This is a genomic window from Marinobacter sp. C7 (assembly GCF_022343555.1).
Taxonomy (GTDB): Bacteria; Pseudomonadota; Gammaproteobacteria; order Pseudomonadales; family Oleiphilaceae; genus Marinobacter.
Genome location: NZ_JAKQZH010000001.1, coordinates 821,074 through 841,225 on the forward strand (window position 1 = coordinate 821,074; position 20,152 = coordinate 841,225).

Here is a 20,152-nt window from a genome sequence, read left to right on the forward strand (position 1 = left end):
GAGGGTACAACTATGAGACAGCAGTCAGTGAATCCTGACCTTAACGAGCATCGCCAGGCGATCCGGCAGAACTACCTGGCGGACGAGTACGCGGTGATTCACAAGCTGATTGCTGACGCTCAGTTGTCCCAGGCCGAGCGCGAGGCGATCTCCGCCCGTGCCGCAGACCTGGTGCGTAGCGTCCGCAAGAATGCCCGCCCGACCATCATGGAAAAATTCCTGGCGGAATACGGACTCACCACCAAGGAAGGCGTTGCCCTGATGTGTCTGGCCGAAGCACTGCTGCGGGTGCCGGATAACCTCACCATCCACGACCTGATCGAGGACAAGATCACCTCCGGCAACTGGGGCGCGCACGTGGGCAAGGCCCAGTCCGGGATGATCAACTCCGCGACCGTAGCGTTGCTGATGACCAGCAACCTGCTGAAGGATTCCGAGCGCCAGAGCGTGGGCGAAACCCTGCGTAAACTGGTCAAGCGCATGGGCGAGCCGGTGGTCCGCACTGTAGCCGGCCAGGCCATGAAGGAGATGGGTCGCCAGTTCGTTCTGGGTCGCGACATCGAGGAAGCCCAGGACCGGGGCAAGTACTACGTCGAGCGTGGCTACACCTATTCCTATGACATGCTCGGCGAAGCCGCCCGCACCGATGCGGATGCCCAGCGCTATTACCAGTCATACTCCGATGCCATCGACAGCATCAGCAAGAACTGCAAGGGCGATGTGCGCACCAACCCGGGCATCTCCGTAAAGCTGTCCGCGTTGCTGGCCCGCTACGAGTATGGTCACAAGGAGCGGGTGATGAACGAACTCATGCCCCGCGCCCTGAAGCTGGCCAAAAAAGCCGCCGCCTCGAATATGGGCTTCAACATCGATGCCGAGGAACAGGATCGTCTCGACCTGTCCTTGGATGTCATCGAAGCCATTCTCTCCGATCCGGAGCTGAAGGATTGGGACGGTTTCGGCGTGGTGGTCCAGGCATTCGGCAAACGCTCTGCCCAGACCCTGGACTGGCTGTATGCGCTGTCCGAGAAACTGGACCGTCGCATCATGGTGCGCCTTGTGAAGGGCGCCTACTGGGACGCCGAGATCAAGCGCGCCCAGGTCATGGGACTGAGCGATTTCCCGGTATTTACCCGCAAGGCGTGCAGTGACGTGTCCTACCTGTCCTGTGCCAAGCAATTGCTGGGCATGACCGATCGCATCTATCCGCAGTTTGCGACCCACAACGCGCACTCGGTGTCCGCGGTGCTAGAGTTGGCCAGGGATATCGATCGCTCGAAATTCGAGTTCCAGCGCCTGCACGGGATGGGCGAGTCCCTGCACGATCAGGTACTTCAGGACAGCGGCGTTCCGTGCCGGATCTATGCGCCGGTGGGTGCCCACAAGGATCTGCTGGCTTACCTGGTGCGTCGTTTGCTCGAAAACGGGGCCAACAGTTCGTTCGTGAACCAGATCGTCGACACCAGCATCACACCGGAAGAGATTGCGAAGGATCCCATCGACGCGGTGGTGGCGCTGGGCGAGAACATTTCCAGCAAGGCCATCGTGCCGCCCGCGAAGATCTTCGGAGATCAGCGTCGCAACTCCAAGGGTTGGGATATCACGGATCCGGTGACCGTGGCCGAGATCGAGGAAGGCCGTGGCAAGTTCCGGGAGCACCAGTGGACCGGTGGCCCCATACTTGCGGTGGAGTCTTCCAGCGATGAAGTACACGAGGTCCGTAACCCGGCCAATCCCGATGATCTGGTCGGCCACATCACGTTCACCTCCGAAGCCGATATCGGCGCCGCACTGGACGTTGCTCAGGATGGTTTCAAGAGCTGGTCTGCCCGGTCGGCCGAGGAACGGGCAGCCTGCGTGCGCAAGGTGGGTGATCTGTATGAGGAACACGCCTACGAGCTGTTCGCCCTGACCACCCGCGAAGCCGGCAAGTCCCTGCTGGACGCGGTGGCGGAAATCCGCGAGGCGGTCGACTTTGCCATGTTCTACGCCAACGAGGGCATCCGCTACGAGAAGGATGGTGAGGCCCGGGGTGTCATGTGCTGTATCTCGCCCTGGAACTTCCCGCTGGCGATCTTCACCGGCCAGATCCTGGCGAACCTGGCGGCGGGCAATGCCGTTGTCGCCAAGCCGGCCGAGAGCACCTCGCTGCTGGCGGTGCGCGCGGTTGAGCTGATGCACGAAGCGGGTATTCCGCGGGATGCCATCCAGCTGCTGCCGGGTACCGGGGCTACGGTGGGCTCCGCCCTGACCTCCGATCCCCGCGTGACCGGGGTCTGCTTCACCGGCTCCACGGCCACCGCCCAGCGCATCAACAAGGCGATGACCGAGAACATGGCGCCGGACGCTCCGCTGGTGGCCGAAACCGGTGGCCTCAATGCCATGATCGTGGATTCCACCGCACTGCCGGAGCAGGTGGTCCGGGATGTGCTGGCGTCGTCGTTCCAGAGTGCCGGCCAGCGCTGCTCCGCGCTGCGGATGCTCTACGTCCAGAAGGACATTGCCGATAACCTGCTGGAAATGCTTTACGGCGCCATGGAAGAGCTGGGTATTGGCGATCCGTGGCAGCTGTCCACCGATGTTGGCCCGGTGATCGACGAGCCGTCCCAGAAGAAGATTGTCGACCACTGCAACAAGTTCGAGCAGGCCGGCAAGTTGCTGAAGAAAATGGACGTGCCAGGCAAGGGCCGTTTCGTTTCGCCGGCGGTACTCAAGGTCAGCGGTATCGAGGAGATGGAAGAAGAGATCTTCGGTCCGGTCCTGCACGTGGCTACGTTTGAAGCCAAGGACATCGACAAGGTGGTGGACGCGGTCAATGCCAAGGGCTACGGCCTGACCTTCGGCATCCACAGCCGGGTTGACCGCCGGATCGAGCATATTGCCAGCCGGATTCACGTGGGCAACACCTACGTTAACCGGAACCAGATCGGCGCCATTGTCGGGTCCCAGCCATTTGGTGGTGAAGGCCTCTCCGGTACCGGTCCGAAGGCAGGTGGTCCGTTGTATGTTCGTCGTTTCCTCAAAGGGGAAACCGTCGAGAAGCCGTCGAGCTCCAGCGACAAGGTCATCAGCGCTGAAAAGACACAGAAGCTGATTGACCGGGTGGCCTCCGTCAAGGTACCAAAGCCCGAGGAGCGCCAGGAAGCGCTCAAACCGTTCTTCGGTGAGGTGCCCGCGCCGATGGACAAGGGCTACCTGGAAATGCCCGGGCCCACCGGTGAACAGAACCATCTGTCGTTCCATGCCCGCGGTGTGGTGCTGTGTCTGGGACCGGATGCCGAGTCAGCCATGGAGCAGGCAGCGACTGCGCTGTCGCAGGGCAACCAGGTGGTGGTCATAGCGCCGGACGCAGAGGGCAAACTGGCAGATGCCGCCAAGGCCGGCCTGCCTGTCGTGGCCATCAACGGTGTCCTGGATCCGGATGCCCTGACTGAGCTGTCCGGGTTTGAGGCGGTTGTCAGCGTGGCGGAGAAGCCGCTGCTCAGGCAATACCGTCAGGCTCTGGCCAAGCGCGATGGTGCGTTGCTGCCGGTGATTACCGAGCACAAGCTGGACCAGCGTTTTGTAATCGAGCGGCACCTTTGCGTGGACACCACGGCAGCGGGTGGTAACGCCAGCCTGATCGCATCCGCCGAGTAATACTCGCGGATGCGCGGCCTTCAGCGGTCCGGCTTGTCACAACCGGACTGCTGAGTCCTTCGTCCCAGGGTTATTCCATCGTGACCGGCACCATAATGTGGGCGAAGTCAGTACCCTTCCACATGACATAGGGGCCGCCGTTGTAGGGATCCGTTGGCAGTGAATCCAGTATTGACTGGTCCGGAACAATCACCATCAGGTGAGGGCCTTCCTGCACCCACTGATTATCCGCCGTTTCGCCCTCGGCATAGGGATCGATGTTGCTGGCCCCGCCGTCGCCGGCCAGCATGTAGGCAATGCCCATAGCCTCATTGGTATGGTTGTTTTTGTTGACCCATGCCTCGGCCCACTTCTGCCAGGGACCGTCCAGACACATGGGGGCCGTGCCCTGGAGGGTAGGTGGAGTAGGAAAGCAGACATACTGATTGCTGCCTTCCTGCAGCATGTTGTTGTCCCAGTCCATGACTGTGACTTTGTCCCTGAGTGACACCGGAGCTGCGCTCAGGGCATCCATGAGTAACTGGTCACTTTCTTCGGCCGCTACATTGCCGAGAGTGAGGACGGAGATGGCCGTGGCCAACAGGCCGATAGAAGTTTTCATTGTCTTGCCCTCTGAGAGTCGCAGCTTGAGAGCTGCGTCAATGGCAAGTATGCGCCGAATCTGGCTGCCTCGTAGGATGAATCCTTTCTTAACCAGCTGATAAGATCGCGTCTGGCTATAAGCCTGCGGGTTTTGTGAGGTGGGCGGCCCTGGACCGGTTTGCGATTAACGATGCGTTATTGAGCTATCGCGCTGCGTACCGTTCATGCAGAATGCCAACCCGCTCAACGTAGGCCTTGGTTTCCGCGTAGGGTGGCACCCCCTTGTAGCGGGTGACCGCCCCCGGGCCGGCGTTGTAGGCGGCGGTGGCCAGACGGATGTCGCCGTTGAACCGGGACAGCATTCTGGCGAGGTAATTTACGCCCCCCCGAATGTTTTCCGCAGCCGCCATGGCATCTCCCACACCCAGCTCCTGCGCCGTTCCCGGCATCAGTTGCATCAGTCCCTGTGCTCCCTTGGGCGACAGGGCTTTCGGGTTGAACGCGGATTCGGCGTGAATGACAGCCCGGACCAGTGCGGGGTCTACGTCAAACTCCCGGGCAGCCGTCTGGATTTCCCGGCGATAGGGTTTGAGAAATAACGGGGTTTTACGCCAGTCGACCTTCGAGTCGGGATCGCAGGCGTAGCAGTGAAACCGGATGACATCGAACGTGGCATTGGCCGGCTGGATGCTGCTGTAGGATACAACTCCGTTCTCATCGGTGTAGCGATAAACGGTTTCGTTGCCGGTTGAGGCAATCGGGGAGTCGGGGGCCCCGGTGTTGGTGAACTCAACGGTGCCATCCGGATGCACGATACGTTTGATGCTTTCCGCGTGTACTGATGTCGGCACCAACTGGGCCGCAAGCACCAGCATGGCCAAGGGAAGGGCGTATCGTATCTGGCCAGATCTCATTCGGTTTCCGTGTGGCTCCGGTCGGGTTTCAGAAGGCGCGTCCATCAACGTCCAGAGTCAGAATTATACGGGTTTGAAACGGCTATGAAACCGGACAATTTGTGGCAGAAGCGTCACTTTCCGTGAATGGCTGGGTAAAAATACCGATAGCAACCTTATCAGAGTCTGAGTAGGGTGCCCGGCCAATTTAAAAACTGGCACCTATAGATTCATGTCTTCAAGCAGTACAACTCTTCCCCTTCAAAATGCCACCGGCCTCCAGCGCCTTGGCGATCCCGTAGTCCTGACACTGACCGTGGGCTTTATCCTGCTTTTCGTCGGCTGGTCGATGACCAATGCCGACGGGCTGGCCTCGGCGATTGGTTCCGGCTTCAGCTGGACTGCGAAATACCTTGGTTCCTACTTTCAGCTGCTTTTGCTGCTGACCTTCTTTATTGCACTCGGGGTTGCCCTGGGTCGTGCGGGAGCGGCACGGCTTGGCGGCCTGGACCGGCCCGAGATCAGTACCTTTCGCTGGCTGTCGATGATTCTGTGCACCCTGCTCGCCGGGGGTGGCGTGTTTTTCGCGGCGGGTGAGCCGGTGTACCACTTTGTGGTGTCTCCGCCGGTATCCACGGCTGAAGCCGGAACCGCCGAGGCCGTGGCGCCGGCCATGGCCCAGTCCTTCATGCACTGGGGGTTTCTGGCCTGGGCTGTTCTCGGCTCTCTGACCGCTCTGGTGCTGGCCCATGCCCACTATGTCCAGGGTAAACCTTTGCAGCCGCGCACGCTGCTTTATCCGGTGCTGGGTGAGCGGATGATGGCCGGTTGGTTCGGTGGCCTGGTGGATGCCCTGTGCGTCATCGCGGTCGTTGCCGGTACCGTGGGGCCGATCGGTTTCCTCGCGACGCAGATGAGTTTTGGCCTGCATGAGCTGTTCGGCATCCCGGATACCTTTGCCACTCAATTATTCATTCTGACTCTTCTCGCCGGCGTCTACATGACTTCAGCTGTCAGTGGCCTGCACCGGGGGATTCAGTTACTGAGCCGTTTCAATGTCCTGCTTGCACTCGGTATCGCTGCGGTTATCTTTGTGTTCGGGCCGACGCTGTTCCTCACCAATACCTACCTCTCCTCCGCGGGTGAGTACCTCTCTTCGTTTTTTGCCATGGCGACGGTGACCTCCGAGACGGCGCCGGCCTGGTGGATGAAGTGGTGGACCGTTTTCTTCTTCGCCTGGTTTATTGGCTACACCCCGCTGATGTCTATCTTTGTGGCCCGGATTTCCCGTGGCCGGAGTATTCGGCAAACCATACTGGCCGTGGCCGTGCTTGCACCGATTGCGACATCGATCTGGTTCACGTTGCTCGGCGGCTCAGGGATCTATCATCAGCTGACGGGGACGTTCGATCTGGCGGAGGCTCTCAATGGCTTTTCCTTCGATGTGGCTACCCTGACCGTGGCGCAGGCACTGCCCGGCGGGACTCTGATGGCTGCGGCCATCCTGCTGTTGACGACCATTTTTGTGGCGACAACCGGAGACTCCATGAGTTATGCCATTGCGGCTGTCGGAGCCGGTCACGATGAGCCCCACTACCTGGTACGGGCTTTCTGGGGAGGCGCCATGGCGTTGATGGCAGCCATCCTGCTTTACATGGGGGCAGGCCAGATCGGTGTGTTGCAGCAATTCATCGTGCTGACAGCCATTCCCGTGTCATTGATTATCCTGCCTTCGCTCTGGACCGGCCCGAAAGCCGCCAGGGCAATGGCCCGTGCCCAGTCACTGATCTGACCGGACGTCTACCGGCGGGGAAACAGTGCTTTCCCGCCGGTGGGTGGTCCAAGGCGGTCAGGTCTCTTCAGGTATCGGCTCCGCGGGCAATCTTGTGCCCGACCAGTTCTCCATCAGCCGGCAGGTCACCAGATCCCCGGTGACGTTGATGGCGGTGCGACACATGTCCAGAATCCGGTCCACGCCCATAATCAGCGCGATACCACTGGGCGGTATTCCCACGGTCTGGAGCACCATGGCAAGGATGACGATGCCGACCCCCGGTGTGGCCGGGGAGCCGATGGATGCACCAACGGCCATGGCAACCACAAGGGCCATGCTGCCCATCCCGAGGTCCACGCCGTAAACCTGGGCCAGGAAAACTGTGGCAACGGCCTGGTAGAGGGCGGTGCCATTCATATTGATCGTTGCGCCCAGGGGGATGACAAACTCGGAAATCGACGGTCGGACGCCCAGCTTGTCCTCCGCGGTCCGGATCGACAGCGGCATGACCGCTGCCGAGCTGGAGGTGGAGAACGCCAGCAGCAATACGTCGCGGGTGTCCTTGAGGAAGCGCAGTGGGTGCTGCCCCACCAGAACTTTCAGGATGAGCAGATACAACGCCAGGAGCAGCAGCAATCCCAGCAGGACCGTGAACACGTAGGAGCCCATGCCCAACATGGCCCGGAACCCGATTGTGGTGGTCAGCTGGGCCATCAGACCGAAGACGGCAAAGGGGGCCAGGCGCATGGCCCACTTCACTACGGTCATGCAGATCTGTTGCAGGGAGTCGAGCAGGTCCAGCATTGGGCGAGACTTTTCCGGTTCCATGCTGACGAGAGCGATCCCGACAATGATGGAGAAGATGACCACCTGGAGCATCTGTCCCTCGACCATGGCGTCCAGTGGGTTGCCGGGCAGCAGGCCCAGCAGGGTCTGGGGAATATCCTCGACACTGGGCATCACCGCGTTCACTGCCTCATCATCGGGCTGAGCTGCCGGAGCGGCGAGCCCGGTCAGCATTTTCCCGGGGTTGATCAGCCCGCCGACCCAGAGGCCGATAGACGCGGCGATGGCAGTGGTTATGACGAAGAATACGGACACCCTCATGCCGAGCTTACGCAGCTGTGAGAGATCCTCGCTGGAAGCCAGCCCCCGGACCACCGAGGCTATGACCAGCGGGATGACTATCATCTGAATGGTCGCGAGAAACAGCTGACCCGGAAAAGCCAGCCAGTTACCAATCAGCCGCCCGGTCTCCGGCTCCACGAGCCCTACCGATGGGCCCAGCAGGGTGCCTACCACCAGGCCGATTCCCATGCCCACCAGGACCTTGAGCCACAACCGTCCCTTCACGAGTCCGGACAGGTAGACACTCAGGTGTCGGACGGGCCGCAGGTAATCGTTGGAGAACTCTTCGTTGTTATTTGTCATGTTGGCTTCGTCCGTGTCCTTGCCAAGTGCTGACCTGAGCCTAGACTGAAAACAGATCAGTCGTAAAAAGAGGAAATACCATGCCATTCTCGCCGAACCACCTTGCAGAGCTCAATCTGTTACTGCAGTTCCCTTCGACTTCCATGCAGGAAGGGATCAAGGTGCATGCCCATTCTGCCGCGCCTGAAACGGTCCGCGCAGCCGAAAGCCTGTTTTCCAAGGGGCTGATCAGCCAGAAGGATGGCGGGTATCTGACACCCCTGGGCACCGAGGCGGTCGAGATGACCCAGAAGTTGCAGTCCATACTGACAAGCAGGTGAGCCCGCCGGAGCGACAGTACGTACTATCCGAGGTCGACCGCCTTTGAGGCCAGTGATGGTGTCGGGTTAGGGTAAAAGCTGGTCGGATGGTGCTTTCGCCTGAAATTTCAGTATTGGCAAGGAGTTGAGTGTTTGGTGTCCGTCTCCGAACCGAAACAACGAGCCAGCTGGTCCCGATCGCCATTGTTGTGGATGGCGGGCAGTATTGCCGGCGTTGGCCTGATCGTAGGGATCTTGTATGCATTAGGTGTACACCAGCAGATCGTCGAACTGTTGCAGTGGTTTGATGCGCAGGGCGCCTGGGCTGCCGTGTTGTTCGTTGTGCTGATGATAGCGGCCATGGTACTGCTGTTGCCCGGTGTGTTGCTGACCACCGGCGCGGGCTTTGTGTTCGGCGTGGTCGAGGGCACCCTCTACGTGGTGGTTGGCACCACCATCGGTGCAGCGGCGGCGTTTCTGATCGCCCGGCATGTGTTTGGTGAGACCGCCCATATCTACATCCGCAATCGTGCGAAGCTTTCCGTCGTCACCGATGAGATGGCACCACACGGCTGGAAGATCGTATTGCTGACCAGGCTGATTCCGTTCTTCCCGGGCAAGGTATCCAACTACCTGTTCGGCCTGACCAGCTTTTCCTTCCCCGGGTTTGTCGCGGGAACCTTCCTCGGGGTGATTCCTTTCTCCCTGCACAATGTCTACCTGGGCTCGCTGGCGGCTGACCTGTCCACCCTGGGGGTGCGGGAAAGTGCCCGCAGCCCGCTGGAGTGGACCATCTACGGGGCCGGCTTTGTCGGCACGATTCTGGCAGTGGTGTTCCTGAATCGTCTGGCCAGGCGGGCACTGGCCCGATACCGGATGGAAACCGAACCCATGGGACAGGAGGACTCTCAATGAGCTGGATGAACTGGTTGCCCTGGCGCTACATCATCAAGCGCGTGGCCCGCAGGCATGGTTTCCTGGATCCGATCGCGTTGCTGGGAAAACTGCACGGGTTTGCCCAGCCTTCGGAAGTGGGGGAGCCCATCGAACTGCTCAGAGCGGGCGTGGTTTTCCATGCCCGGGGTCTGATCAACAGCCGGGTCATCCAGCATAACCTGGACTGGGTCTGGCCTTACTGGGTGGAGCGCCAGTTTGATCCCACCGATTCAGCCTTTGTCCCCAGGGCGTTTTCCATTACCCACATCAATCTCACCAACCGGAACTGGACGGCTATCGGCCAGCCGGATGTTGAGGAGTTGCCGGTCGTTGACCCCAGGGGATTGTTAACGCCGTTGTATGATGGCTGGTCCCTCGATGGTTGGTTGCTGGCCGAGGATGGGCGTTGCCTGCTGCCGTCCCGGGCGAAACAGGCCCGCCAATGGCAGGAACTGGGAGATACCCCGGTGGTCGTCACTGAAACGGTCCAGGACGGCCTGACGCTGACCAGTCGCAGCCGGGTTGCGATCGAGCATGGTCGGCCGGTGTGCAAGCTCACTCTGCAGGCTGAATCGGACATGGGAGGCTCGCTGGTGTTATCCCTGCGACCAGCCAACCCGGAAGGCATCAGCTTTATCCAGAAGGTACAGCTTGAAGAAGAGGGCACGGGCTGGCTGGTGGACGGCAGCCAGCCCGTGAAGTTTGACCGGGCGCCGGTCTCGCACCACGTCTCCGATTACAAACAGGGCGATGTACACATTCACCTGATGGACCGGCAACAGGAGACTGAAGGTCATTGCGACGTCGGGATGGTTACCGCGGCAGCCCTGTTTCCTGTAAAGGCCGGCGAACCAGCAGAACTGACGGTCAGTATCCCTCTGGAGGTGACCGGCCTGATGCCGGCAGGGCCGGACGCCTGGCACCGCACCCGGGAGGATACCGCTCAGCTGGTCTGTCCGGACGAAACCTATCAGTTCCTTTATGACGCAGCAGTCAGCTCGTTGATTCTGCACTCCCCCAAGGATGTGTATCCGGGGCCCTACACCTATAAGCGTTTCTGGTTCCGGGATGCAGCCTTCATCATTCACGCCTTGCTGAGTGTGGGGCTGACCGACCGCGCGGAGCGGGCGCTGAACCAGTTTCCGGACCGGCAGATGCGGGACGGCTATTTTCGCTCCCAGGAGGGGGAATGGGATGCCAATGGCGAAGTGCTCTGGATCCTCGACCGCTTTTGCCAGATGACCGGGCGTGACCTTCCGGAGCGCTGGGAAGCACCCGTCATGAAGGGGGCACGCTGGATCCTCAGGAAGCGCCTCAATGGCAACCTGAATGCTCCTCACGCGGGACTGTTGCCGGCCGGATTCAGCGCCGAGCATCTGGGGCCGAACGACTATTACTACTGGGATGACTTCTGGGGCATTGCCGGCCTCAAAGCCGCCGCCAACCTGCTGCGGGATCAGGACCGGGAAGCCAGTGAGAGTTTTGCCGCCGGTGCCAGGGAGTTCAACCAGGCTGTCGAACGCAGTCTGGCCAGTTGTGAGCAGCGCTTACGGCGGCCCGGCATGCCGGCGTCACCGTATCGTCGGCTGGACGCCGGTGCAATCGGGTCCCTGGCCGCAGGCTACCCGACCCAGCTGATGAAGCCGGATGATGAGCGCCTGCTGGACTGCGCCAGGTTCCTGATGGACAGTTGCTTCGTTAATGGCGCGTTCTACCAGGACATGATTCATTCAGGGCTGAACGCCTATCTCACGTTGCATGTGGCCCAGGTGTTGTTAAGGGCCGGTGATCCGCGCCATGTGGAACTCATGGACGCCGTGGCGGGGATGGCATCCCCGACGGGCCAGTGGCCGGAGGCCATTCATCCCGCCACTGGTGGTGGTTGCATGGGAGATGGCCATCATATCTGGGCCGCCGCCGAGTGGGTGTTGATGATTCGAAATTGTTTTGTCCGAGAGGAGGGCGAGCGCCTGATTCTGGCCGCCGGAATTCCGGGGCGTTGGCTGGATCAGGAGAAAACCATCCGCTTCGGTCCGGCTCCAACGCGCTTTGGCTCTATCACCGTGACCATCGAACCACGGCCTGGTGGTAAGCCGGGAGTGAGCTGGGACGCCGACTGGCATGGCGAGGCCCCGGAAGTAGAGGTTCGCCTTCCCAAATGACCAGACGAACCATCTGTACCGCATGGTCAGTCCGGCACCTGTATCTGTTTTGTTTGTCTGCTAACTTCTAGAGTAGTGCCTTACACAGATACTGGAGACCGGAACCCGACCATGCCCCCCATTTTCTACACATTCTTCGTTCCAGCGCTGTTTGTCTGGCTGTGGAGCACAGGGTTCATCGGTGGCAAATTCGGTCTGCCCTACGCCGAACCGTTCACCATGCTTCTGATCCGGATGCTGCTGACGCTGATTCCACTGGGAATCCTGGCCGTGCTGCTAAAAGCCCGGTGGCCGGGCTGGCGAGGGGCCGGGCATCTGGCGGTCACGGGGATCCTGGTGCACGGGTTCTATCTGGGCGGCGTGTTCTACGCCATCGATCAGGGCATGTCTGCCGGGGTGGTATCGCTCATAGTCGGGCTCCAGCCGTTGGTGACGGCCCTGGCCGCTGTCATCTTCCTCAAGGAATCGGTCACCGTGCGCCAGTGGATTGGTCTCGCCCTTGGCTTGCTGGGTGTGGCGCTGGTGCTGATGGAGAAACTGGGAGCCTCCGCCACAGACGTAGGCATCCCGCCCCGAACGCTCATCTGGGCGCTGTTGGCGTTGCTGGGTATTTCCATGGGCACGGTTTACCAGAAACGCTATGGCACCAGCGTGGATCTGGTATCGGGCACCATGATCCAGTACGCGGCGGCAGGCACCCTGTTTGCTGTTGGCGCGTTCACCCTGGAAACCCGGGAAGTGCAATGGACGCTCCAGTTCCAGTTGGCCCTTGGCTGGCTGGTATTCGGGCTTTCGGTCAGCGCGATCCTGATCCTCATGTGGCTGATCCGGCGGGGTGCCGCTTCGCAGGTGGCCAGCCTGTTTTATCTGGTACCGCCGGTAACCGCACTGGAGGCCTACCTGCTGTTCGGTGAGCGCCTCGGACCGTTGGCGATCGCCGGTGGCCTTGTCGCAATCACCGGGGTCGCGTTGGTAACGGTCAGGGCTCCGGCAAAGGCCTGAATAACGTCCGGGTCAGTCGCCGTTGGCCGCAAGGCTCTCCAGCAGTTGATTGATCGCCGATGCAAACGGACCGGGCGAATCCTCCTGCAGGAAGTGGCCGCCCTTCAAGGTGGTGTGGGGGAGACCCTTGGCACCGGGTATTCGATTCTGCATGTAGTGATCACCGCCACGGGTAATCGGATCCCCGTTGCTGAAGGTGGTCAGGAACGGTTTCTCCCACTGTTCCAGGACGGTCCAGGCTCTCCGGTTGGCCTCACTGGCCGGGTCGTCCGGCGTCATCGGCACGAGGCCCGGAAACGCCCTTGCGCCGGCTTTGAACTTTTTGTCGGGGAAGGGCGCATCGTACGCCCGGCATTCCCCCGGCCCGAGCTTTCGGAAACAGCCTGTGTTAACGATTTTCGAGACCGGAAACCACGGGCTGTAGAGGGCGAATGTCCGCCAGGCACGGAATACCGGCGGAACCTTCTGGTCGCCGGTCGGCAGCATGCCATTGCCGACGACAATGGCACGAAACCGGTCCGGATTTTCTGCCGCAAGACGGAGCCCGATGAGCGACCCCCAGTCCTGGCATACCAGCGTGACATTCCTCAGATCCAGCTGATCAATGAACGCCTGCATCCAGTCCATATGTTGTTGGTAGCTGTAGTCCGATACCTTGACCGGCTTGTCCGACTTGCCGAATCCGATCAGATCGGGCGCTATCACGCGATGACCCGCACCTGCGCAGTGCGGAATCATGTGCCGGTAAAGGTAGGACCAGGACGGTTCCCCGTGCATCATGAGGACAGGGGCTGCACCCGCAGGACCCTCGTCCACGTAGTGCATTCTTAATTCCCCCAACGACAGGTAGTGCGGCTCGAAGGGGTAGTCTGGCAGATTATCGAAACGTTCTTCGGGTGTTCTCACGAATTCCATGTTTGTTCCCGGGCAATGTTGTTCTTGTACTGCAACCATTTCACCGGGCTGCGATAAATGCAACACCCTGTCGTGAATCCCTTTTTTGCAAACCTTTAATGTCGGAATCCTGCGTATCCGCCCCGGTTGGTTTAGGGTAGTGGTTCGGGAGACAGGAAAGCGCAGGCGTTATGACCCATTGGCTGCTGGCAAATATCGACGCGGGTGACGGTCAGAGAGACCGCGCCTTCTGGCTCAAACACCTTGCCGAAGCAGGTGTGGAGGCGCCGGAGTGCCGGGACATCGCTGATGACCGTTGGCCGTCCGAAGTCTGCCCGGGAGACGTGGTTATGGTGGCCGGTGGCGACGGTTCAGCGAATTATGGCGCCCGCATCTGCATGGCCAGGCGGGCCATCCTCGCCGTTCTGCCCTCGGGAACCGCCAACGATTTTGCCCGGAATATCGGTCTCCCTGAGGATCCCGGCGAGCTGTGCCGGCTCGTCAGACGCGGCGTCAGCCGGCACGTGGATGTCGCCTGTACCGATGGCCGGATCTTTCTGAACGTGGCCCATGTCGGGCTGGGCACGCTCCCCGCCCGGGAATCCGGAAGGGCCCGGAAAAAACTCTTTGGCCGTTTCTCCTATGCGGTGGAACTGCTGAGACGACTGAACGCCAAGCGTGGTTTTCGGGCCGAGATCCGTTGTGGCAAAGGTTCTGTGCGCGGACGTTGGTTGTCCATCGCCGTGGCCAACGGCGCCTACTTCGGGGGAGGTCACGAGATTCCGGAGGCCGCGCCCGATGACGGGTATGTTGAAGTGATCGCAGTGAAGCCGAGGCCGGTGGCCCAGTTGTTGCTGACTTTCGTGATGCTCCGCCTGAATCGAGAGGCTCCTGCCCGCACCAGTACGCTGGTACATCTCAAAGGCACCCACTGTTCTGTGCGCACTCGCAGGCCGAAGACAGTAACAGCGGATGGGGACATCGCCGGCAAGACGCCACTGGATGTATCCTGCCAGTATCAGGCCCTGCAGGTGATTGCTCCGTAGATACGATTTGTCACTGACTTTCCGACCGGAAAGCGCGATCATACGGCCCGGAGTGGCATAAATGACCAGATTGACTGGCAGAAACGTCCATTACACCGCCTGTCGCACTATCCAACGAGAATCGCCGAGAAGGATCATAGAATGCACCTTATGACTGCATCCACCATGGGCTCTGTGTTCCGGGCCGCACGGTCTGCGCTGTTAACGCTGATGTTGGCTGGAACTGCATCTTCGGCCCTGGCCGCCGAGCGCCTTTATATCTTCACGGAAAACTATCCTCCCTACAATGCGTCCAAATCCGGTCAGGGGTTCGCTCACAGCGAAGACGAGATTACCGGCATTTGCACCGATATGGTCAAGGCCATGCTGGCGCGCGTGGACTACGACTATGTCATGAAGATGCGCGTATGGAGCTACGCCTACGACTGGGTCCAGGGGCGTGAGAATCACGGTTTGTTCTGCACCGCCCGTACCGATGAGCGGGAGGACCAGTTCCAGTGGGTTGGGCCACTGGCATCCATCAAGTGGACACTGTTTGCCGCGCCGGACTCGGATATCACCCTGTCCAGCCTGGAAGACGCCAGAGATTTGCGTATCGCCGGTTATAAAGGCGATGTGATGTCGGATTACCTGGTAAGCAAAGGCTTCAATGTGGTCATGAGTTCGTCTGGTGATGTGAATGCCCAGCGCCTTGTGCTGGGCCAGGCGGATCTGTGGGTAACCGATGGTCTGGTTGGGCCGCTGGTGGCGAAAGAAGAACACGACATCGAGGGACTCAAACCGGTACTGGTTTTCCGGGAAACCCCGATGTATCTGGCTGTCAGCAATGAGACCGCCCCGGAGGTCGTCAAAGACCTCCAGAACGCTCTGGATTCGGCCCGGAGTTCCGGGGAACTGGAATCAATCGTCGCCAGCTACGAGTGAGTCGAGCCCGATGGTTCCGGTTTTGTTTCCCGGGACCATCGCTGCTTGCGTAGCTTTCTGCCTGTTTCGACAAAGGGCAGCACGATGAGGCTGTACAGTGTGAGGTAGCGTTCGGCATCTTGCCTGCCGGTTCCGAAACGAATGGGTTCCGGTCGGGACGTGGTGACATACAGGGTGCCGAACATCCAGTCCCAGACCGACAGGTTGGTGCCAAAATTCTTGTTGAAGTGCCTGGGTGCGTCGCTGTGATGGATCTGGTGCTGGGCCGGGCTATTAAATACGTGCTCAAGCTTCGGACCAAAGGACAGCCAGACGTGGCTATGCCGGAGATTTGCAGCCAGCGCATTGAAGATGAACACCAGGTAGGTCACGCCGAACAGGGTGTACCGGCTGATTTCCCCGCCACAGGCATACCAGAAAATGCCGGCGTAGGCGCTCAGAAACACCGCTGTTGCCAGCCTCTCCGCAATCTTCTCGACAAAGTGGATCCGGCTTGCCGTCACTGGCACCAGGACCGGCGCCGAATGATGCACCTTGTGGAACTCCCATAGCCACTTCGAGTGGAACGCCCGGTGCACCCAGTAGTGCTTGAAGTCGTTGACGAGAAACACGCCGAGACCATAGAGCAGTGTGAGGGCGAGAGTTTCCCCGGTCTGGGGGCGGGCTCCCCACAGATTGGTGAAGAAGGCGATGAAGTCGCCGGAGCGCAATATGTACGGGTCCACCAGACCGACGAACGGCAGTACCAGCGCCACCTTGAGAATGGCCCGGACAAAGTAATACCGGTAATCCAGTAACGCAGAGCGATGGAAGTTGACCCGGGAGCCACCCAGGAACTGCCAGAAGGAGCTGGCATCTGTGAGGCCGCGATGACGGCGGACGCGGAACAGAAGGTAGGCAACGAGGCAGGATATCCCCAGGAACAGCACGCCAAACCGGCCGTTCAGATCAAAAATCCCAAGGAACTGGTCGGTTACAGGCTCGACAATGAACTGGTTCAGGTAGTCCGGAATCTTCGGGAGAATATCCAAGGCAGGGGCCCTCGCAAACAACGAGCCGGATTATAGGCGGAGTGGGCCTCTTGTTCAATGCGACTGGTTGTCAGTAGCGATTGATTGTTATTGGATTGTCGACAGGCGCGGCGTCACGTAACTGAATCGTCGGCGGTACTGCTCCATCGTGCAGCCTACCGTGCGCTTGAACAGTCGTCTGAAGGAACTCGCGTCCTCATACCCCACATCCCAGATGATCCGGGAGGTTTGTCGTTGGGTCGATTCGAGCTGGTGTTTCGCGGCTTCCACGCGCAGATGCTGTATGTAATGCAAAGGGGTTTCCCCAGTGGCCTCCTTGAAGCGCCGCTTGAAGGTGCGGGTTCCCAGCCTGGCTTTGCTTGCCAGTTCGTCAATGCTTACGGGGTCGGCGTAATGCGTTTCCAGCCAGAGCTGGATCCGTTCAATTGCCTCGTCCTGGTGGGCCTTGCTGCCGTAAAAGCTCATATAGGGCGTCTGTTCGGATCGCCGGGCATCGATGATAAGCAGTTTGCTGCAAGCCAACGCGAGTGAGGGGGAGCCCAGCTTTTCCACAAGGTAGAGGCAGAGATCGATGAACGACGTGGCGCCTCCGGCGCAGATGATCTGGCCGTTGTCGATCAGTAACTGCTCTGCGTCCAGTCGGATGTCCGGAAACCGGCGGCGGAATGCCGAAGCGGCACGCCAGTGTGTGGTCGCTACCTGCTCTGCCAGAAGGCCTGCCTCGGCCAGAACAAAGCTGCCTGTACAGACGCTGGCGATGGTTGCGCCGCGCCTGAACGCATTCCAAAGCCACTCATGTATGGGCGTGGACCTGGCCAGGGACCGTTCGATGTGGCGGTCACCCAGGACCGCCTCCATTGCCGACCCGACAATCACCAGGTCCGGCTGATAACTGTCACAGGTGGTAGTCGGGGTGATGCTGACTCCACTGTAGGTAATGACCGGAGCTCCGTCGACCGTCACAATCTGGCAATCGAATTTCTGGTCCGAGGGGAAGCCCGGAGACTGATCACAGAAATTCGCGGCCGCGAAAAAATCCATAATCCCGAGAATGCCACTTCCATGACAGTAGGGCAGGGCGACGACAGCAACTTTGATCATGATATGGCCCTTTTCGCATTTAACGTGTCAAATATGACACTCCGATCCTGCCAAGGCAAGTCTTACTCTGGGCTTGTGATGAAGGAGGGCATCCTGTCCTCCGGGTAAGGAGGACTTGCCATGACCGTTCAATCTCGCATCAACACCCGTACCGCGATCCGTGTTACCGACCGTGTAGTGACACCGGCCAACGGTAAAGCTGCCCTGTTGGGCAAGGGTATGAACCTGTTGCACCGGGCTTTACCAACCCTCGCCGGTAACGCAGTGGAGCATCTGTTCTTTACTCCCCGCCGTTTGCCCGCACCGGGTCGTTACGAGTCTTTATATGATCAAGCAGAGGGTTACACCCAGCTGCGGGTTGGCCGCCAGACCATTCCGGTGTACAGCTGGGGGTTCGGGCCGACGGTCCTGATGGTCCACGGCTGGTCCGGAGCCGGAATCCAGTTCGGTGCCTTTGTCGGTCTGCTCGTAAAGGCCGGCTATCGCGTTGTCGCCTTCGATGCGCCGGCCCATGGGCGCGCGCAGGGGCTGCGTACTGACCTGTTCGAAATGTCCGAGGCGGTCTATCGTGTTGCCCACAGCTTCGGCCCCCTCAAGGCTGTTGTTGCCCACTCCATAGGCGGCCTTGCCCTGGCGCGGGCTATGGTCGACGGCGTTCAGGCCGAGCACGTTTTTCTGCTGGCGCCCCCCAGGAACCTTGAATCGGTGGTCGAAGGTTTCGGCCGGACGCTCGGCCTCTCGCCGGAGCTGATCGCCGGGCAGCGTGCGAGGATGGAGCAAAGGTTTGGTGCATCTGTCTGGCAGCAATTCTCGTTCGATACGCTGGCTCCGGAACTGTCAGGCCGTGCGCTCATTTTCGTGGATCGGGACGATCAGCAGATCCCGGTGGGCGAGAGCGAAACGGTCTTTGGCAAGTGGCCGAATGCGCAGATATTCCGCACCCAGGGGCTTGGGCATTATAGGTTGCTCTGGCATCCACAAGTAGTCGAGAGGGTCTATGATCGGTTATCCGGGGTTGAATGATCAGAACCACAGCCCGATCTCCGGATCGGGCTGTTTTCTTTCTACCGTGAAGCCAAGGGCTTCGAGGGTCTTGATCAGTCTCTCTGTATCTTCCACGTTCAGAAAGCCGCCGAGAGACACGTGGTCGTCACGATGGCTCAGGAAGAGCTTGGCCGGTGCGAAGGGGTGGACCGGAGCATTCATCTGCAGGCGGGTATAGGGGCGCGGCAGGGTCCACTGGACGCTTTTCTGTTTACGGCCCTTTTCCAGCAGAATGGTGTCGTCGGCCATGGTGAGGACTTCCTTGCGTTGACAGTCCCGGGACGTGATGTAAATGCCGGCAGCGACAGCAATCAGTTCCAGGCCGGCAAAGGGGAGGATGATCCAGGCGCCTGCCAGAGCCCAGCCGATGCCAATGATCAGGGAGATAACGGCAAGCCCCATCCAGATCCGGACGTTGCCTTTCCAGCTCAATGAACGGTTAGGTGTCAGTAATAGCCGGGCGCCGCCGGGGTGATCCAGTTGTTCAACCATGCCTGATGCCTCGTCATTTCACTGTGGAAATTACGCTGGCTGTTCACTTATTGATCATAGTCAAGAATGGTCAGGTTGGAGAAATCGTCCTCACAGGTTGCAATCTGCGGGCTCCGCCGCCCGGAAAAGTCGATTTGCCGGTTCCATGCGGGCGCTCAGGTCGGCAATGCGGGTGTCGTGGTTGGGGTGGGTTGAGAGAAATTCCAGCGGTTGTTCGCCCGAGGCCCGGGCCATATTGCGCCAGAGTGCCACGCTCTGCTCCGGATTGAATCCGGCGCGCGCCATGATGGCGAGCCCCATAATATCCGCCTCGGATTCATGGGCACGGCTGAAGGGCAGGGTAATACCCAACCGGGCACCAATGCCCAGTGCATTCTGGAGCTGGTCTTCCGCGATTTCACTTTCGGTGAACAGGCCCACGAGCAACAGGCCCGCCTTGAGGCCCAGTTCCTGGGTCAGGCGTTCATTGCCATGGTCGGCAAGGACGTGTGCTACCTCGTGGCCGATGACCGTGGCCAGTTGCGCCGGGGTTTCCGCGATCCGGAGCAGGCCGGTATGAACGCCGATCTTGCCACCGGGGAGGGCAAAGGCGTTTGGCGTGTCATTCCGGAACACGACCACTTCCCAGTTTGGCGGCATTGGGGCCGAGGGATATTGGGCCTTGGCCGCCTGCACCAGTTCACCGGCAATACACTGCACCACACCGTTGACCTGCGGGTCTTGCAGCACCGGATTCTGTTCCTTCATCTGGGCAAAACTCTCTTGGCCGATGTCGGCCATGACCGCATCAGGTACGAGGGCGAGCTGGTTGCGGCCGGTCGGGGATTCCTGGCAACCGGTAAGAACGGAAATCGCGAGCAGTCCGAGGATCAGTGGTCTCAAGGTGTTTGTCCTGATAGCGG

17 protein-coding genes are annotated in these 20,152 nt (G+C 60.1%); 9 read left to right on the plus strand and 8 right to left on the minus strand.

All coding sequences use genetic code 11. From position 1 onward, the window contains the following. The first annotated feature begins 12 nt into the window (after positions 1-12). Positions 13-3,639: a bifunctional proline dehydrogenase/L-glutamate gamma-semialdehyde dehydrogenase PutA gene (putA, locus tag MD273_RS03855; protein WP_239036451.1), complete on the plus strand. Its 3,627-nt coding sequence runs from the start codon at positions 13-15 to the stop codon at positions 3,637-3,639. A gap of 70 nt (positions 3,640-3,709) precedes the next feature. Here putA and MD273_RS03860 read toward each other — a convergent pair whose 3' ends face one another. Further along, entirely contained in the window at positions 3,710-4,240 is a 531-nt protein-coding gene (locus MD273_RS03860; RefSeq protein ID WP_239036452.1) for a hypothetical protein, read from the minus strand. A gap of 184 nt (positions 4,241-4,424) precedes the next feature. Further along, on the minus strand, positions 4,425-5,096 hold the full coding sequence (locus MD273_RS03865; protein WP_239037605.1) for a lytic transglycosylase domain-containing protein: 672 nt from the start codon (positions 5,094-5,096) through the stop codon (positions 4,425-4,427). Positions 5,097-5,346: 250 nt separating this feature from the next. On the opposite strand from MD273_RS03865, the gene MD273_RS03870 reads away from it, so the two are divergent. Continuing rightward, positions 5,347-6,906 carry a BCCT family transporter gene (locus MD273_RS03870; protein ID WP_239036453.1) on the plus strand — a complete coding sequence of 520 codons (1,560 nt, stop codon included), beginning with the start codon at positions 5,347-5,349 and terminating at the stop codon, positions 6,904-6,906. Between the two features lie 57 nt (positions 6,907-6,963). On the opposite strand, the gene MD273_RS03875 is transcribed toward MD273_RS03870, so the two are convergent. Continuing rightward, positions 6,964-8,319 carry a dicarboxylate/amino acid:cation symporter gene (locus tag MD273_RS03875; RefSeq protein ID WP_239036454.1) on the minus strand — a complete coding sequence of 452 codons (1,356 nt, stop codon included), beginning with the start codon at positions 8,317-8,319 and terminating at the stop codon, positions 6,964-6,966. A gap of 80 nt (positions 8,320-8,399) precedes the next feature. On the opposite strand from MD273_RS03875, the gene MD273_RS03880 reads away from it, so the two are divergent. The 4 genes from MD273_RS03880 to MD273_RS03895 all read left to right on the plus strand — a co-directional run bounded on the left by MD273_RS03880 (position 8,400) and on the right by MD273_RS03895 (position 12,718). Then, positions 8,400-8,639 (plus strand): TIGR02647 family protein, encoded by a 240-nt coding sequence (locus MD273_RS03880; RefSeq protein ID WP_239036455.1) that lies wholly within the window; start codon positions 8,400-8,402, stop codon positions 8,637-8,639. Positions 8,640-8,774: 135 nt separating this feature from the next. Continuing rightward, positions 8,775-9,533, plus strand: a complete 759-nt coding sequence (locus MD273_RS03885) for a TVP38/TMEM64 family protein (RefSeq protein ID WP_239036456.1) — start codon at positions 8,775-8,777, stop codon at positions 9,531-9,533. Continuing rightward, complete coding sequence (locus MD273_RS03890) at positions 9,530-11,716, plus strand: hypothetical protein (protein WP_239036457.1); 2,187 nt, start codon at positions 9,530-9,532, stop codon at positions 11,714-11,716. Before MD273_RS03885 ends, MD273_RS03890 begins: the two co-directional genes overlap by 4 nt. 111 nt (positions 11,717-11,827) lie before the next feature. After that, on the plus strand, positions 11,828-12,718 hold the full coding sequence (locus MD273_RS03895) for a DMT family transporter (RefSeq protein WP_239036458.1): 891 nt from the start codon (positions 11,828-11,830) through the stop codon (positions 12,716-12,718). Between the two features lie 12 nt (positions 12,719-12,730). On the opposite strand, the gene MD273_RS03900 is transcribed toward MD273_RS03895, so the two are convergent. Continuing rightward, a complete protein-coding gene (locus tag MD273_RS03900) occupies positions 12,731-13,633 on the minus strand; it encodes a haloalkane dehalogenase (RefSeq protein WP_239036459.1) in 903 nt (300 codons plus the stop codon). 170 nt (positions 13,634-13,803) lie between these two features. On the opposite strand from MD273_RS03900, the gene MD273_RS03905 reads away from it, so the two are divergent. Then, positions 13,804-14,658 (plus strand): diacylglycerol/lipid kinase family protein, encoded by an 855-nt coding sequence (locus MD273_RS03905; protein WP_239036460.1) that lies wholly within the window; start codon positions 13,804-13,806, stop codon positions 14,656-14,658. Positions 14,659-14,868: 210 nt separating this feature from the next. Beyond that, positions 14,869-15,582 carry a substrate-binding periplasmic protein gene (locus MD273_RS03910; RefSeq protein WP_239037606.1) on the plus strand — a complete coding sequence of 238 codons (714 nt, stop codon included), beginning with the start codon at positions 14,869-14,871 and terminating at the stop codon, positions 15,580-15,582. On the opposite strand, the gene MD273_RS03915 is transcribed toward MD273_RS03910, so the two are convergent. Continuing rightward, positions 15,573-16,607 carry a sterol desaturase family protein gene (locus MD273_RS03915; RefSeq protein WP_502846043.1) on the minus strand — a complete coding sequence of 345 codons (1,035 nt, stop codon included), beginning with the start codon at positions 16,605-16,607 and terminating at the stop codon, positions 15,573-15,575. The genes MD273_RS03910 and MD273_RS03915 overlap by 10 nt on opposite strands. Positions 16,608-16,700: 93 nt before the next feature. Then, entirely contained in the window at positions 16,701-17,714 is a 1,014-nt protein-coding gene (locus tag MD273_RS03920; protein WP_239036462.1) for a GlxA family transcriptional regulator, read from the minus strand. 120 nt (positions 17,715-17,834) lie between these two features. Here MD273_RS03920 and MD273_RS03925 point away from each other — a divergent pair, with 120 nt between their 5' ends. Further along, the gene (locus MD273_RS03925; RefSeq protein WP_239036463.1) at positions 17,835-18,737 is read left to right on the plus strand and encodes an alpha/beta hydrolase; all 903 of its coding nucleotides are present in this window, start codon (positions 17,835-17,837) and stop codon (positions 18,735-18,737) included. On the opposite strand, the gene MD273_RS03930 is transcribed toward MD273_RS03925, so the two are convergent. Continuing rightward, positions 18,738-19,250 (minus strand): DUF2244 domain-containing protein, encoded by a 513-nt coding sequence (locus MD273_RS03930; RefSeq protein ID WP_239036464.1) that lies wholly within the window; start codon positions 19,248-19,250, stop codon positions 18,738-18,740. 90 nt (positions 19,251-19,340) lie between these two features. Then, positions 19,341-20,132 carry a M48 family metallopeptidase gene (locus MD273_RS03935; protein ID WP_239036465.1) on the minus strand — a complete coding sequence of 264 codons (792 nt, stop codon included), beginning with the start codon at positions 20,130-20,132 and terminating at the stop codon, positions 19,341-19,343. Positions 20,133-20,152 lie beyond the last annotated feature (20 nt).